This is a genomic window from Marinimicrobium koreense (assembly GCF_003762925.1).
In the GTDB taxonomy this organism is placed as follows: Bacteria; Pseudomonadota; Gammaproteobacteria; order Pseudomonadales; family Cellvibrionaceae; genus Marinimicrobium; species Marinimicrobium koreense.
Genome location: NZ_RJUK01000001.1, coordinates 2199475 through 2213098, shown reverse-complemented (window position 1 = coordinate 2213098; position 13624 = coordinate 2199475). Strand labels below are relative to the sequence as shown.

General features: G+C 57.8%; 17 protein-coding genes. 3 read left to right on the top strand and 14 right to left on the bottom strand.

The genetic code is table 11. From position 1 onward, the window contains the following. The first annotated feature begins 43 nt into the window (after positions 1 to 43). Positions 44 to 1312 carry a lipid IV(A) 3-deoxy-D-manno-octulosonic acid transferase gene (gene waaA, locus EDC38_RS09675; RefSeq protein ID WP_123638333.1) on the top strand — a complete coding sequence of 423 codons (1269 nt, stop codon included), beginning with the start codon at positions 44 to 46 and terminating at the stop codon, positions 1310 to 1312. 156 nt (positions 1313 to 1468) lie between these two features. Here waaA and EDC38_RS09670 read toward each other — a convergent pair whose 3' ends face one another. The 4 genes from EDC38_RS09670 to EDC38_RS09655 all read right to left on the bottom strand — a co-directional run bounded on the left by EDC38_RS09670 (position 1469) and on the right by EDC38_RS09655 (position 4742). Then, on the bottom strand, positions 1469 to 2080 hold the full coding sequence (locus tag EDC38_RS09670) for a flavin prenyltransferase UbiX (RefSeq protein WP_123638332.1): 612 nt from the start codon (positions 2078 to 2080) through the stop codon (positions 1469 to 1471). Between the two features lie 80 nt (positions 2081 to 2160). Then, positions 2161 to 3522 carry a UDP-N-acetylmuramate:L-alanyl-gamma-D-glutamyl-meso-diaminopimelate ligase gene (mpl, locus tag EDC38_RS09665; protein WP_123638331.1) on the bottom strand — a complete coding sequence of 454 codons (1362 nt, stop codon included), beginning with the start codon at positions 3520 to 3522 and terminating at the stop codon, positions 2161 to 2163. An 87-nt stretch (positions 3523 to 3609) separates the two neighbouring features. Beyond that, complete coding sequence (gene msrA / locus EDC38_RS09660) at positions 3610 to 4176, bottom strand: peptide-methionine (S)-S-oxide reductase MsrA (protein ID WP_123638330.1); 567 nt, start codon at positions 4174 to 4176, stop codon at positions 3610 to 3612. 53 nt (positions 4177 to 4229) lie between these two features. Further along, positions 4230 to 4742, bottom strand: coding sequence for a hypothetical protein (locus tag EDC38_RS09655; protein ID WP_123638329.1), 513 nt, complete (start codon positions 4740 to 4742; stop codon positions 4230 to 4232). 171 nt (positions 4743 to 4913) lie between these two features. On the opposite strand from EDC38_RS09655, the gene EDC38_RS09650 reads away from it, so the two are divergent. Then, positions 4914 to 6863, top strand: a complete 1950-nt coding sequence (locus EDC38_RS09650; protein ID WP_123638328.1) for an endo-1,4-beta-xylanase — start codon at positions 4914 to 4916, stop codon at positions 6861 to 6863. A 5-nt stretch (positions 6864 to 6868) separates the two neighbouring features. Here EDC38_RS09650 and EDC38_RS09645 read toward each other — a convergent pair whose 3' ends face one another. Then, a complete protein-coding gene (locus tag EDC38_RS09645) occupies positions 6869 to 7117 on the bottom strand; it encodes a hypothetical protein (RefSeq protein ID WP_123638327.1) in 249 nt (82 codons plus the stop codon). A gap of 145 nt (positions 7118 to 7262) precedes the next feature. Next, the gene (locus tag EDC38_RS09640) at positions 7263 to 7883 is read right to left on the bottom strand and encodes a LysE family translocator (RefSeq protein ID WP_123638326.1); all 621 of its coding nucleotides are present in this window, start codon (positions 7881 to 7883) and stop codon (positions 7263 to 7265) included. A gap of 144 nt (positions 7884 to 8027) precedes the next feature. On the opposite strand from EDC38_RS09640, the gene EDC38_RS09635 reads away from it, so the two are divergent. Further along, on the top strand, positions 8028 to 8633 hold the full coding sequence (locus EDC38_RS09635; protein ID WP_123638325.1) for a methyltransferase family protein: 606 nt from the start codon (positions 8028 to 8030) through the stop codon (positions 8631 to 8633). Positions 8634 to 8671: 38 nt separating this feature from the next. On the opposite strand, the gene EDC38_RS09630 is transcribed toward EDC38_RS09635, so the two are convergent. The 8 genes from EDC38_RS09630 to EDC38_RS09595 form a co-directional block, all read right to left on the bottom strand. Beyond that, complete coding sequence (locus EDC38_RS09630) at positions 8672 to 9160, bottom strand: DUF1993 family protein (RefSeq protein WP_123638324.1); 489 nt, start codon at positions 9158 to 9160, stop codon at positions 8672 to 8674. Beyond that, the gene (locus EDC38_RS09625) at positions 9157 to 10098 is read right to left on the bottom strand and encodes an alpha/beta hydrolase family protein (protein ID WP_123638323.1); all 942 of its coding nucleotides are present in this window, start codon (positions 10096 to 10098) and stop codon (positions 9157 to 9159) included. Before EDC38_RS09625 ends, EDC38_RS09630 begins: the two co-directional genes overlap by 4 nt. Before the next feature lie 14 nt (positions 10099 to 10112). After that, entirely contained in the window at positions 10113 to 10637 is a 525-nt protein-coding gene (locus EDC38_RS09620; protein WP_123638322.1) for a YybH family protein, read from the bottom strand. 95 nt (positions 10638 to 10732) lie between these two features. Beyond that, complete coding sequence (locus tag EDC38_RS09615; RefSeq protein ID WP_123638321.1) at positions 10733 to 11791, bottom strand: AraC family transcriptional regulator; 1059 nt, start codon at positions 11789 to 11791, stop codon at positions 10733 to 10735. A 14-nt stretch (positions 11792 to 11805) separates the two neighbouring features. Beyond that, complete coding sequence (locus tag EDC38_RS09610; RefSeq protein WP_123638320.1) at positions 11806 to 12315, bottom strand: GNAT family N-acetyltransferase; 510 nt, start codon at positions 12313 to 12315, stop codon at positions 11806 to 11808. Positions 12316 to 12361: 46 nt separating this feature from the next. Continuing rightward, positions 12362 to 12547, bottom strand: coding sequence for a glycine zipper domain-containing protein (locus EDC38_RS09605; RefSeq protein WP_123638319.1), 186 nt, complete (start codon positions 12545 to 12547; stop codon positions 12362 to 12364). Between the two features lie 140 nt (positions 12548 to 12687). Next, positions 12688 to 13008, bottom strand: a complete 321-nt coding sequence (locus EDC38_RS09600) for a VOC family protein (protein WP_123638318.1) — start codon at positions 13006 to 13008, stop codon at positions 12688 to 12690. A gap of 208 nt (positions 13009 to 13216) precedes the next feature. After that, positions 13217 to 13588 (bottom strand): hypothetical protein, encoded by a 372-nt coding sequence (locus EDC38_RS09595; protein WP_123638317.1) that lies wholly within the window; start codon positions 13586 to 13588, stop codon positions 13217 to 13219. Positions 13589 to 13624 lie beyond the last annotated feature (36 nt).

The following is a 13624-nucleotide window of genomic DNA, read 5'->3' as shown; positions in this document are numbered from 1 at the left end:
GTGGTATCCTGTGCGTCCGCCCCATGAAAGGATGACGCTGCGCATGCGCTGGTTGTACACACTGCTGCTCTATCTGCTCACGCCCCTGTTGCTGCTGCGGCTGCGCCTGCTCGCCCGGCGCAACCCGGCCTGGGCGCTGCGCTGGGGGGAGCGGTTTGGCCGGGTCCCGCCTCAGGAGACCGGCCGTACCCTGGTGTGGCTGCACACCGCCTCGGTGGGTGAAGTGTTGGCGGCCGCGCCGGTGGCCCGCGCGCTGCTGCAGGAGCCCGGTCTGCAACTGCTGATGACCACCACCACGCCCACCGGTGCCGACCGGGTCGCGGCCCTGTTTGGCGATCAGGTTCAACACGTTTATGCGCCCTTTGATCTGCCGGGCAGCGTGCGCCGGTTTCTGGACCGGGTGCAGCCCCGTCTGTATCTGATGATGGAAACCGAACTCTGGCCGAATACCCTGGCCGCCTGCCGGGCGCGGGAAATTCCCGGTGTGCTGATCAACGGTCGGCTCTCGGAAAAGTCCGCCCGGGGCTATCAGCGCTTTGCGGCCCTGACCCGACCCATGCTTCAGGGCCTGACCGAGGCCGGCATCCAGAACCGGGCGGACGCCGAGCGCTTTCAGGACCTGGGGCTGCGCCCGGATGCCACCCACATCACCGGCAGTATCAAATTTGACCTGACCCTGGATGACAGCGTCCGGGAACGCGCAGCGGCGCTGCGGGCCCAGTGGCAAGGCAACCCGGCGCGTCCCATCTGGATCGCCGCCAGCACTCACGACGGCGAGGACGGCCCCCTACTGGAGGCGTTTGCCCAAGTGCGCGCGCAAACCACCAGCAACCCACTGCTGGTGTTGGTGCCCCGTCACCCCGAGCGCTTTGACTCGGTGGCCGAATTGAGCAACGAGCGCGGTTTCGTCACCGCCCGGCGCAGTACCGGAGAGGCCCCGGGAGCGGATGTTCAGGTACTGGTGGGCGATGTCATGGGCGAACTGCTGACCCTATATGGCGCCAGCGACATCGCCTTTGTGGGCGGCTCACTGATCGACAACGGCGGCCACAACCTGATCGAACCCGCCGCCTGGGGCCTGCCGATTCTGAGTGGCCCGAGCCTGTACAACTTTGCGGAAGTGTCGGACCTGCTGAAAGAGGCGGGCGCCTTACAGGTCATTGAAAACGCGGAGGAACTGGCGGGGCAGGTGATCAGCCTGACTGAAACCGAGGAGCTGCGCACAGTGCGGGGCCAGGCGGCCAGAGAAGTGGCCGAAGCCAACCGGGGAGCGTTGGAGAAAACCCTGACGTTGATTCGGCGGTATTTGTAGCGGTCTTACAAAATGTGTGGCACGTAGGACCGAGGTGGGGAAGGTCTTTCAAGACCGTGGAGCGGGGGACCCGCGATCCGAGCCCCCAGGGATGGGTTCACGGCGTGTCTTGAAAGACCTTCCCCATCTCGGCCCGAACTCACCAAAGAAGCTCCGTCAATCCTCTCCCCAACGCGGCATCAAATCCTGTTCAATCCCCAACTGATCCAACACCCGCGCCACAATAAAATCCACCAACTCCTCAATCCGGGTCGGCTGCATATAAAACCCCGGGCTGGCCGGCACCACCACCGCGCCCATCCGGGTCAACTTCAACATATTCTCCAGATGCACCTCGGAATAGGGCGCCTCCCGCGGAACCAGAATCAACTGCCGCCGCTCCTTCAACGCCACATCCGCCGCCCGCTCAACCAGATTGTTACTCGCGCCGTGGGCGATGGCCGACAACGACCCACCACTGGCCGGACAGATCACCATCGAACTGGGAGAACTCGACCCCGAAGCCACCGGCGAAAACCAATCCTCCCGGGAAAACAACTGCAACTGCTCATCCTCAGCGCCAAACATCTGACTGAGCATCAACTGCTGCTCCTCCAGATCACCGGGCAACTCGACATTGGTCTCCGTGCGAATCACCACCTCCGCCGCACTCGACAACAGCAGATACACCCGACAGTCCGCCGCCAGCAGACATTGCAACAACCGCAGACCATATTGCGCCCCGGAAGCGCCGGTCATGGCCAGGGTGACGGTACGTTGGTAGTCCATAGTGGGTCCCCGTTTCATTGATCGTTACGGCGGATGCGGGCTTCGCCCTTATCCGCCGTTACCGGACTTTCCGCGACAAATTACAACGCATGCCGATTCAACTGACCCACCAACTTCTGATGAATCCCATCAAACCCGCCATTACTCATAATCACAATATGACTGCCGCTCTCCGCCAACGACAGCGCCCCGTGAATCAACTCATCGATAGTGTGCTCCAACTGCGCCGGCACAGAACTGTGATTCACCAGCTCATCGAGATCCCAATCACTATGGCTGGGCTGATACCACAATACCGCATCGGCATCACTGAAACAGTTTTTCAGCGCCTCCCGGTGCACACCCAGGCGCATGGTATTCGAGCGCGGCTCAATCAGCGCGATGATCTTCTCATCCCCCACCTTGGCCCGCAGCCCGGCCAGAGTGGTCTTGATCGCCGTCGGGTGATGGGCAAAATCGTCGTACACCCGAATACCGTGCACGTCCGCAAGGCACTCCATCCGGCGCTTGACTCCCTTGAACGCCGCCAGCGCCTGAGCGCCGATTTCAGGCGTTACTCCCACATGCCGGGCCGCGATCAGCGCCGCCAGGCCATTCATCACATTGTGCTCGCCGGTATGCTCCCAGTTCACCGTCGCAATGGCGGCGCCCTCGTGCCATACCTCAAACGCGCTGCCGTCGGCGGCGGTCAGTTTCACCTGCCAGTCACCTTCGGCGCCCAGGGTTTCCCGGGGCGTCCAGCAGCCCTGATCTAACGTCTGTTCAATGGCCTCGACCCCGGCGGGACTGACAATCAGCCCCGAGCCCGGCACCGTGCGCACCAAGTGATGAAACTGGCGTTGAATCGCCGCCAGGTCCGGGAAAATGTCGGCGTGGTCGTACTCCAGGTTATTGATGACCAGCGTGCGGGGGCGGTAGTGAACGAACTTGGAACGCTTGTCGAAAAAGGCGCTGTCGTACTCGTCCGCTTCCACCACAAAAAACGGCGTCTCGCCCAAGCGCGCGGACTGGGGGAAATTCTGGGTCACCCCGCCAATCAGAAAACCCGGCGCCATATGGGCGTATTCCAGAATCCAGGCCAGCATACTGGCGGTGGTGGTTTTGCCGTGGGTGCCCGAGACCGCCAGCACCCACTTGCCCGGAAGCACCTGCTCACGTAGCCATTCCGGACCGGAGGTATAGGGCAGGCCCTTATCCAGCACCGCCTCCACCTCCGGGTTGCCCCGGCTCAGGGCGTTGCCGATCACCACCAAATCTGGTGCGGGCTCAAGGTGCTCGGGGCTGTAGCCTTCCAGCAGCTTAATGCCCGCCGCTTCCAACTGGGTGCTCATGGGCGGGTAGACGTTGGCGTCACTGCCGGTGACGGTGTGCCCCAGCTCCCGCGCCAGCAGCGCCAGGCTGCCCATGAAGGTGCCGCAAATCCCGAGAATGTGAATGTGCATAAGTGCGTCGCTTGTCCGGTTCAAAAGCGACAGTTTACGCGTTCGGCCTGTCCGGGAGTAGGCTTGTTGGGCCAGCCCGCTGCGAATCTATTTCCACAGTGCATCCAGTCGTGCGTCCCGGCCGCAACGGTAGCGGTAGTATTTATAGCGCACGGGATTTTTCTGGTAGTAATTCTGGTGGTAGCCCTCCGCTTTATAGAACGCCGTGGCCTCGGTGATTTCGGTGACCACCGGCTTTTCAAAGCGCGCCTCCACCTCGGCTTTGGTCGATCGGGCCAGGGCTTCCTGCTCATCGTTCAGGTAAAAGATCCCGGCCCGATAGGAGTCACCCCGGTCGCAGAACTGACCACCGGCATCCAGAGGATCAATATTGCGCCAGAAAATCTCCAGAAGCGCTTGATAGTCCACCTTGGACGGGTCGTAAACGATCTTGACGGCCTCAGTGTGCCCCGTGCCTCCGGCCACCACCTGCTCATAGCTGGGGTTGGCGACCGTGCCACCGATATACCCGGAAATGGTTTCCTTCACGCCTTCCACCTCATCGTACGGCGGCTCCATACACCAGAAGCAACCGCCGGCAAAAATCGCCTCGGCCGTGTCGTCGGCCCAGAGGGGCGGGCTGATCAGAGCAAAGAACAACAAAAGTAAGCGCATGGGGCCTCCTTTCTCTATGTGGGTTTAATGTTATGACTGCTGATACCGCCCGATTACGCCCCGGGATTATCAGCCATTTTATCCCGGCGTTGGTGATAGTCCTGCCACGACAGCTCCCGGCCCGGGAAGGCTGGGGTTTTGAGCCCCCAGTCTGACGCCAGCCATTGTTTGAGCCAGGCCATGAAGGGAGCCTCAAGGTGCTTGTGGGAGTTCCTGAACCAGAAGTCGACATGCGTATCGTAAGAGTGCACGAGCGGAGGTTGAATATAAACGCAGCCAATGCACAGGCCTTGGTCCGGGCTCAGAATGGTGTAGGCGTAAGCTTCACCCTGCTCGAACTCCCGGTAATGACGCTGAAGGTCCTCAAGGTTCCGGGCCTTGCTGTACTCCGCTTTGGGCCATTCATGACCCGGACCAAAAATCCCCTGCAGCTCCTCTACGCTGGACTGCCAGGCGCCGTAGTCCAGGTCGTTGTGTTTGGGCGCCAGGGGCTCGAGGGTGAATAGCGGCTCGTGAACAGCGACGGGCGCTTCAAAATACCGGGTGAAGACAGAGGTGCGGGTCATTCAGTGCTCTCTTTCAGGATGGCGTTCGGGGTCATGTCCAGTCCTTGATAGTGATGGGTTCTAAAAAGGGTGTACGTTCAGATGGCGCCGGAGGATGTATTGTGATCACGCCGTAGACGGGGTAGCATAAAGTCATATAAACAATAACGAGTGACTTTTGGAGTTTTCCGCATGTATCGCGCCCTGCTCATATTTTTGATGATTTTCGGTTTTACCGTCCAACTGACCGCCTGCGGTGGAGGCTCCGGTGGCGGCTCGACGCCACCTACCGAAAATCCAGAACCGCAGCCCGAGCCGGAACCAGAGCCTGAACCCGAACCAGAGCCTGAGCCCGACCCCGACCCTGACGGTGACCCCCTGGACCAGGGTGAGTTGGTGATCACCGCATCGCCCGCCACCGAATACAGCTTCTGGGAAGGCGACAACGACGGTGAGCCGGTCGGCCGGGCGGAAACCGTGGCCGCAGACCACTCCGGATTCACCCAGGCGGTGCGCATTCACGCCGAGAATCCCCCGGGCGCGTTTTTCAATGGTCAGTTGCAGTACCCCATTCTCCGGGCCACGGCCGAAGGCGATGTGATGCTGATTCGCCTCTATATGCGTTCGGTCAGTACCACCGATGAAACCGGTGCGACCTTCGCCACCGCCTTCCTGGAAGGCCCGGGACCGGACTACACCAAATACGCCGAGCGGGAAATCACCAGTACTGGTGACTGGCAGGCCTATGACATTCCGCTGGAAATGTCCGGGGCCGAGGCCGCCAACGACCTGATTCTGAAGATCGGTTTTGGAGGCGGCGATCGCCCCCAGAGCTTCGATATCGGCGGCGTGGAAGTGCTGCATTTCGGGCAGAACCTGGCGGTGGACGATCTGCCCCGAACCGAGCTGAGCTACGGCGGTCGGGAGGCCGATGCCGACTGGCGCGCCGAGGCCGCCGCGCGCATTGATGAGCACCGCAAAGGGGATTTCACCGTGCGGGTACTGGACGGTGAAGGTCAGCCGATTGAGGGCGCTGACGTGGCGGTCGAAATGACCCGCCATGCCTATCACTTTGGCTCGGTGACCGTCGGCCACATCCTCATGGGCGAAGGCGAGGATAACGACCTCTACCGGGAAAAGGTGCTGGAACTGTTCAATCAGAGCGGCCCGGAAAATGACCTGAAGTGGGCGCCCTGGGCGGGTGAGTGGGGCCAGGACTTTAGCCAGCAGACCACCATCGATGCGCTTCAGTGGCTCAAGGATAACGACTTTTACACCCGAGGCCACGTCATGGTCTGGCCGTCCAAGCGCAACCTGCCCAACCTGATTCAGGAGTACCTGCCGGAAGGTGAGCCGGAAAACGCCGATCCGGAAGCAAAGCAGATCGTCCTCGATCATATCGACGATATCGCCAGTGCCACGGCGGATGTGTTGGATGAGTGGGATGTGCTCAACGAGCCCTATGACAACCACTACCTGATGGACGCCTTTGGCGATGAGGTGATGGTCGACTGGTTCGAGCGAGCGCGCCTGAACCTGGCCCACCACAAACTCTACATCAACGATTATTCCATTCTGTCCGGCGGTGGACGCGACGCCGCCCATCAGGATCACTATCAGCAGACCATCCAGTATCTGGTTGACCAGAACGCACCGATTGACGGCATTGGCATGCAGGGGCATTTTGGCCCGTCACCCACGGCCATTCCCCGGGTACTGGAAATTCTGGATCGCTTTCACGCGGCCTTTCCCGAGCTGACCATCCGGGTGACCGAATTCGACATCAATACCACGGACGAGGCGCTGCAGGCGGACTACACCCGGGATTTCCTTACCGCCGTGTTCAGCCATCCGGCCACCGTCGGGGTGCAGAAGTGGGGCTTCTGGGCGGGCGCCCACTGGACGCCGGATGGTGCCATGTATACCGAAGACTGGCGGGAAAAACCCAACGCCGTCGCCTGGAAAGACGCCATTTTCAATGACTGGTGGAACGACTTTACCGGTGCCACCAATGGCGAAGGGGAGTTCAGCGAGCGCGGTTTCTATGGCGAGTATCAGGTAACGATCAATGGCCAAGTCGAACAGACCATTGAGCTGTTACCCGGTGAAACCGCCGAGTTCGAGTTCACTCTGGGAGAATAACCGGCTCAGTCCGCTTCGCAGCGGCAACCGGCACTGGCCGAGCACACCTTCTTCTGCCCGTCAGGGCAGAGGGGCTCGGCGGGGTCGCGATAGGGTGGAGCGGGTTCAGGCGTGTTGCCTTTGTCTTCAAACTGCTCGCCAATGGCCCGAAATGCCGCCATGTCGGCTTTCTGCGCTTTGCGCTCGACGGTTTCCCGGCCCGGGCAGTCGATATGAGATTTGTCGCAGTGGCGGTCCAGGTATTGGTCCGTCACAAGTTGCGCGCATCCGGTCAAACCAGACAACAGGATTACGAACAAGAGTCCCGCTTGGTACTTCATGTCACCGCTCCGTTTTGGTGAATCAATGATCCGCGAACCCGCCATTGCGGAAACACGCTGTCAGTGTAGCAGAGCGCGCTCAGGCTCCAATGATCAGATACAGACCAATGACGCCAAGCAACGTCCCGCCGATTCGCTGCGCCGGGCGCTCGAACCGCTTCATCAATGTTGCCTGCGTAATCCGATGGGCGCCGTAGGCATAAGCCAGTTTGGTGCCGCCCACCGCCAGGATGGTAATGGCCACCACCACGCCCAGCCCCTGAACGGTCATCCGGGACAGATCGACAAACGCCGGAAACAGGCTGGCGTAAAACACGATGGCCTTTACATCCGCGAGTGTGATCAGCAGTCCCGTCAGCGTATCGCGCCACAGGCGTACCGGCGTGGAGGCCATTGGGCGGTTCGCGGATTGCGGCGCGGCACGCCAGCAACACCAGCCCAGATAGATCAGGTAGCCGCCGCACGCGAGCCGCACCCAGTAGAAGGCACCACTCAGTGACTCCGCCAGGGCGCTCATACCCAGTAACGCCAGACACACAAACAACAGGTCGCCCAGCACAATCCCAACCGCGACGGCGGCACCGGCCGCGACCCCCGAGGCCGCCGAGCGGGCCAGCACCAGAGCCACACTGGTACTCGGCGTGGCCGCGAGCGCCATCATCACCACACACAATGTCAGAGCATCGACCACCGATAGCATCAAGGAGTTCCCGGTAGTTGGAAGGGGTTAAGTGTAAAGATGGGCGCAATCATGACATTCAGGCTGGCATCGCCGCGCCCCCATCCGCTAGTATCGACGGTGAACCGTATCAAGTGAAGCACCGATAAGATCAGGAATACCCGCATGCCCGATATTGACCAGCTCTCCCGCCACTTTCTCGGGCTCTACTTCCTGTTTATCGGCCTGCATTACACCAGCACCAGTGTCGGCCTGTGGAAGCGTACCGGAATCAGCCACATTCGCTACGGCAACCGGGGCTCCGCCACCTGGTGGTACCGGCAAACGTTCAACCTCTTCCGTGCCGCCATTCTGGGGGTGTGCCTGGCTCGTATCGTCTGGCCCATCGATCCTTGGCTCGGCGTCTTTCCCGCGCTCTACCAGGCGCCGGTGCTGCTGGCCGGCATGGCAATGCTGCTGGTGTCCTACAGCATCGTCAGTTACGTCCACGCCTACATGCGCAATGACTGGCGCTCCGGTATCGACCCGGACAAACGTCAGCCGCTCCTGACTCAGGGCCCCTATGGGCTTACCCGAAATCCTCTGTTCATCGGCATCATCCTCGGTCAGTTGGGATTGTTTCTGACCTTCCCCAGCGTGTTCACCCTGCTTTGTCTGCTGGTGGGCGCCGTCGTGATCGTACTGCAGGCGCGCCGCGAAGAAGTCGCATTGGGTCGGGCCTACGGAGTCGAATATCAGGACTATCGCCTGTTAGTGCGGCGCTGGTTATAGTGACCCTGAGTGGTGACTTTCGTGGTAATTCAAATCCGTTACAAAAAGCAGAATCCTGCAGGGTATGAATGAATACCGTCGTAATCTCCCTTGCTCAGCTTGACACCATTTGCCCGGGCTATTGCATAGACCATACTCGCGTGAAACAGAAAGTTTGGAATAATATAATGGTATATGAACTCGGGCTCCGGAAGGTCTACTTCAGAGAAGCCGGCTTTATCCCTCAAGTGTCTGGTAGCGTCGAGCTGTTGAGCTTCTGGAAGATCGTCCAGGTAATTTGCCGTTTCCGTTATCTGGGCTTGAACAGCCGCTTTGCCTGATTCCTCCTTGGTGAAGGAGGCGACTTTCCTGTTTATCAGCGGACAATACCCTCGAAGTATAAAGTTGGCCGCGATTTTGGCGTTCGTCTCCAGATTGAACATGTCGTCAGCGAGTGACGATGTGAACGTTTCCGGAGGGATCTTGGCGACTATTGTATCCAGTTGGGACAAATAGCGTTGAAACATCTTCTTGATACTATGGTTCATTGGGGTTCCTGTCGTGAATGTTGTTGGTTTCTTGGGGTGTACAGGTATTGAGCGGCTTTCTCGCTCATTCGACGGTAGTCGTGCCCCACTCCTGGTACATGGATTTTTTGCCACGTAAAGTCGGCGTCTATATCCTCGGCAATGGCTTTTGATTCGCGGTAAAAATACTGGCCGCGCGAGAAACGGTGCAACCCTTGCACGTCGAGTTTATCGTTCCGGGCAAGGTGGCCCCGGGTCTCATCGGCGTTGTCCAGCTCGCCGAGAAATACCACCAGATTTCTCGAGAACGCTATACGGTGCGCCTTTTCCGATAAGGGACTCCCTTTTAAACCAAAGGGAAACTTGACGTCGAAGTCCGGTAGTGTGTACCACCCGGAGTTGGCGGCAATTAACCGATCCGCATGGACGCTGGTACCAAACAGGGCGAACCGGTGGATTATTTGGCCACCTGCGGAGTGCCCGAACATATCGTAGCGGTCCGCATCGATTCCGAACCTTTTGCGGGCATCCAGGAAAATACCGTCAAAATCCTTGAATAGCCACTGCTGTGGGTCCTGGGTGATCTCGTAGCTCGCGAACCCGGTCCTGGTTTCATTGATGGTCACATTGGTAAGCATTCCCGCGATATTGTAGTTCCAGAACTCCGGGTACCGTTCCTCTGCGTAGTGTGGAGAGATGACCAGCACTCCGTATTTCTCGGATGCAGCTTTCCAGGCATCCCGGTAGTCCCATGCATTGCGTCCGGCTCCGGGCAACACCAGGAGTACCGGTGAGGAGGGCGCAAAAGAGTCGGGCTGGTGGTAGTAAACCTTGAGTCGGGTTTGCTGCTGGCCAGCGCCAGATGAGTAGGTGTAGTGACCTGAACCATTGGTTACCCGCTGTTCGTTGGCATCTGTGGGGAGTGCCAATAGCCATGTCAGGATTATCAGTATACGCATTGTACCGTTGCTCCTTATTGACCGGGTGTGCGGCGCGGCCTGAGGTCCGAGATGATCTGTTGTGCTATCTGCCACTGCCCGGCTTGCCTGACCAGGACAAAGTTCAGGGACACCCGGCGCTGATCTCCGTCGACCGCAGATCCGGGCGAGCTGTGCAACTGACTGTTGATAACAACAACCTCCCCCAAATAGTGCCTGGATACCGGACGATAGGAGGCCATGGCCTCTTGCCACTGTGCAGGAGAAAAGCCGGGGAAAAGAACGGTCTCCAGAAACACCTGGAGATTGTCCCGTCCACGAAACGTGCGGCCAAACGCATTGATCCACTCCACATCCCGCGTATGTAAACTGGCTACGGTGGCTGCGTCTTGATTGCGCCATGCTTTTCGAAATTCGAGGATAAATGCGTCAACCTCTTGCGTCTGCTCTTGCGAGTCGGGAATGCCGTAGTCGCGATAGTCCGGTACAGGGTAAAAGCTTTGGGCCGACGACAGCGATGCCAGCAGCAGTAAAAACGTGGTTATCAGAAGTAATTTCATTGTCGATCTCCATGCGTCAACAGTATGTGTGGGCTCTCAGGCACGGGAGTAACTATCTGTTTTACATGGGAAAAAGTCTTGCCGATTTCAAAAACTTATGGCTGATTGTGAAATTGGGCCCGGTATTGCGTCGGCGTCAGCCCGGTGCTGCGCTTGAACGCGCGATTGAATGGTCCGATAGAGCCGTACCCCAGATCAAGGGCGATATTCATTATGGGAGTGGAGGCGTGTTGGGGCGACGCGAGCCATTGACGAGCCTTCTGAATTCGTAGCTGATTGAGGAAACCACTGAAGTTCTGAAAGCCGAGTTGGCGGTTGATCAGGCGGCGTAGCCGGTGCTCTTTATCGCCTAGTTGGGAGGCCATGGACGCTATATCTAACTCAGGCTGCATGTAGTCGCCTCGCTCAATAAAGTCGTCCAGGGCGCGCTTCAGGTTAACGTACTCGTGAGGAAGCGCCGTTTGAGAACGTGTGTCGAAGCCGCTATCTGGTTCCGGGATCACCGACCCCTTATTGGTACGAAGCAGGTACACGCTAAACCACGTAACACTGGCAAAGACCAGGGTGGCGTTTGCCAGGCTGAGTGTCGCCGACTGCAGCTGTCGACCCAGCCAAAGCTGGTCGATGGCCAACATTACACCATACGCCGCCAAAGCACCGCTGAGCATCAGCCGCAGACGGCGGCGTTTGTCCACCAGGTCATCAGACAGTCCCGTTAGGGCCGTGTATATGATGTGCGCGAGTATCAGAATGGAAAGGCCATGGTTGATTTGGTGATAGATGCCATCACCACCTCTGAACCCAAAAAAGTAAAGGTGCCAGGCGATCCACACAATGACAAACGGGCGGACCCAAATGGGGGTATGACGAACGGAGAACCCCTCCTGGAAAAAATACATGGCGGCCAACCAGAGCGCATAGGCCCAGGCATCGGTCAGGAGCAGCAGTATGTTGCGGATCATGCCGTAGGCAGCGTCAGGCACTGGCGCTGTAAGCAACAGATAGGCTATGCCGCAGGCTATGGCAGCCAGTAGTAACAGCGTTCCTTCACGAATTGGTTTACGGTTAAGCCCGACGCCAACCAGAAGAACCAACTGTCCGATTGTCGCCGCCCTCAATGCGACGTCGAGTAGCGCTAGTGTTGTTAATAGCATGTTAGCCTGGTTTTCTAGAGAGCTTTGGCATAATGCAATTCATGCAATGTAATCCCCGTCAGCCGGGATGAAGACCTTTCTCGGCCCGACTCGATAAAGCCAAGTTTCTTATACGTCTCCTGAGCTGGTGTGTTGCCCTTGATACACCAGAGCTCAATGCTATTGAACCCTGAGCGGGACGAAAAAGCGATTGCCCGTTCTACAAGGCTGGTTCCGATGCCCATTCTCCAATGTTCAGGTAGAACATTCACGGCCCAGAGCTCTATTGTTTTAGGCGCCGCATCATGGCGAGGTTTTCCGACGATGGAAAACGCTACGACTTTTCCTTGCTCTTCCGCTACGGATAGGGTGAAGTCAGAATTCTGATTGGCAAGCCGCGCTCTAAGTTCAGATAGCTTGCTGGCGGCGTTCAGTGATTTGAGAAACTCCTTTGGCATAAACGGCTGATAGGCCGCTCTCCAAGCAGCGACCCTTATCCGGCCAATTGCTTCCGCGTCTTTTGGTTCTGCTTCCCGGAAATTCATGCAATTCTACTCAGACGTATAAAGCGTTGGGGCTACTTCCTTGTTGTTAGCGGGCTTGACGATTGCCACGGCGAGTCCAAATGGCCCCAAGTGCAACACCAAGCGCAGCACCAAAACCTATGGCTTGTGCCATGTTTCCTGTGGCGGCGCCAAATCCTGCTCCAACAGCTATTCCTGTGGCGATCCCCATTCCCATTTTGTTTCTAAAGCACACTTTGGAAAACTTGTCCATTTTGTCTCTCCCTGTTACGCGTGAGGCACTTTTTGGCGCCTTCGTAGATGTGTGAGTGAACTGCTAGCGTCAAACGCAGCGGCGAAGGCTTGCGAAGGGACGGCGACCGCAGGCAATGCAACTCTTTGTCCGGTCAAAGTTCATGGCTGATAACCCGCATCAGGCCATAGCTCATTAATTTCCTTTGCTTGAAGGTCGGCATTAAACAGCTCCCACACAATGCCATTTACATCCACATCCTGCGTGAACTGTTCTGAAGATGAGTCTTCCCAGCCAAGGTGACGCAAAGAGCCCGGATCTGCGTTAGCATCTTGGCGCACAGACAGGTTCAGAGTGGCTGTTCGCCACAACGCGTACTCGCCAGGGACGACCAAACTCGGCTCTGCATTCAGTCGTTGGCTGTAATCCGCAACGGTTTCATCGATCTTGTCAGTTGATATGGCTATATGAAGTTTTTTCACAGTATTCCCTTGACCTTTGACACTATTATTAAACGGAAACTATCCGTCTTCCGCATCTGGGTGCTTTTATACCATGCCCGGAAAGCTCCGTCACTCAACGCTTAGAACGCATTGCTATAACGAGGCTGTGATCCTGCACCGCTCTCACGGACACTTTGCGTGTGAAAGTGGTGCAGGTTCGGAGCGTCCCACCACCGCTCGCGGCGGTCTAGTGGTGCGCTTGGTTATGGTGGTCATAAATCGGATCCATGGAGTCCGATAGACTATAAATTTGCATTAAGCGTCCACTCGGTGAAAATACAAAGTATGTCGTACCTACAGACAGCGTTTCGTTTGGTCTGGGGGCGTAATAATATTCTCCGTCGGTTTGCACTTCATAGCCAGCTGAACGAAGTGCCGCCGCTGCCTCCTCCATTGCAAGGTCTTTTGGAATGACGCTGGTGATGGTTTTCAGTTCGTTCTTTAACCTTGGCACCATTGAGTTAGTTTCTTGCAGCGAGGAAACGTAAATAAAAAGCGCAATATTGGCTAGAAGCGATACTGCTAATACCCCAGCTAGAACTGACCGAAAACTGATCATGCACTAGTACCCATAGCGCTCGCCATAAACGGCTGA